This is a genomic window from Mycobacterium sp. UM_WGJ (assembly GCF_000455125.1).
Lineage (GTDB): Bacteria > Actinomycetota > Actinomycetes > Mycobacteriales > Mycobacteriaceae > Mycobacterium.
This window is the reverse complement of the sequence record NZ_AUWR01000108.1, coordinates 1-1,399: the sequence shown is the minus strand read 5'-3', so window position 1 is coordinate 1,399 and position 1,399 is coordinate 1. Positions and strand designations below refer to the sequence as shown.

Genomic DNA, 1,399 nt, shown 5'->3' with positions numbered 1-1,399 from the left:
GGGGCTTGTCAAGATAACTGTGTAAGTGGTTGTGGCCATTGATGGTTGAGTTAGAGCGGGAGTCGTTCGGGAAATTGGATCGCAAAGGCGTTGAGGGCGTGGGTCCAGCCCCAGGTAGCGGTTCCGGTGGTTGATCCTCGTTTCTGGTTGATGTTGCGGATGGCCAGATACAGCAGTTTCATAGCGGCGGTATCAGAGGGGAACGAGCCGCGGGCTTTGGTGACTTTGCGCAGCTGGTAGTTCAGCGATTCGATGGCGTTGGTGGTGTAGATGATCTTGCGGATCTCGACCGGGAACGCCAGGAACGGGGTGAACTCGGCCCAGGCACGGTCCCAGACCGCGAGTGCTCCGGGGGATTTGGTGCCCCACTGGGCGCGGAAGTCCTCCAGGGCCAGCTTGGCGGCGTCTTCGGTGGCAGCGGTGTAGATCGGTCGCATCGCGGCAGCCATCTTGCGGCGGTCGGTGTAGGAGGCGTAGCGCATCGATGCCCGCAGCAGATGCACCACGCAGGTTTGCACGATGGCTTGGGGCCAGACCGCGGTGATCGATTCGGGCAGCCCTGTCAGGCCGTCGCAGCAGACGAACAGCACATCGCGGCACCCGCGGTTGCGCAGCTCGGTGAGCACCCCGTGCCAGAATTTGGCGCCTTCGCTCTGCTGGATCCAGATCCCCAGGACCTGCTTGATCCCGTCGACGTCGACGCCGATCACCACGTGGGCGGCCTTGTTGGCGACCACGCCGCCGTCACGGATCTTGATGCGGATCGCATCGATATACAGGATCGGATAGACCGGATCGACCGGGCGGGCCTGCCAGGCCGCGATCTCATCGACGACCACGTCGGTGACCCGCGAAATCGTGGCCGCCGAGACGCTGGCGCCGTAGACCTCAGCCAGATGCTCAGTGATGTCGCGGGTGGACATGCCCCGGGCGTACAGCGACAAGATCATGTCCTCGACGCCACCAAGGCGGCGTTTGCGTTTAGGCACGATCACCGGCTCGAAGCTGCCGTTGCGGTCCCGGGGAACCTCCAGCTCGACCGGGCCGGCGGTGGTCAGCACGGTTTTGCGGCCGTGGCCGTTGCGGGAATTGCCTGATCCAGCACCGGCTGGGTCGCCGGCCTCGTAGCCCAGGTGATCGGCGATCTCGACGTCTAGGGCCCGTTCCAGCACGGATTTGGTGATAGCGGCCAGCAGCCCGTCGGGGCCATCAATCGGCGTTCCAGAGGCTTCGGCGTCAGCCAGCAGCGCATCCACGGCTGCCGGGGGCAACAACTTCGACAGCTTTTCGGCAGCGGCGTTCGAATCAGAGGTCGGCAAGATGATCTCTCCTGTCCGGTGGTAGCAGCCTGCCACCACCATTCAGGCCAAACCACTTACACAGTCAATGAGACACGCCC

General features: G+C 63.7%; 1 protein-coding gene. It reads right to left on the bottom strand.

Translation table 11 applies throughout. The features are described 5' to 3' along the window. Positions 1 to 50: 50 nt before the first annotated feature. Positions 51 to 1,283 carry an IS256 family transposase gene (locus N416_RS0121055; RefSeq protein WP_036458917.1) on the bottom strand — a complete coding sequence of 411 codons (1,233 nt, stop codon included), beginning with the start codon at positions 1,281 to 1,283 and terminating at the stop codon, positions 51 to 53. Between the last annotated feature and the right edge of the window lie 116 nt (positions 1,284 to 1,399).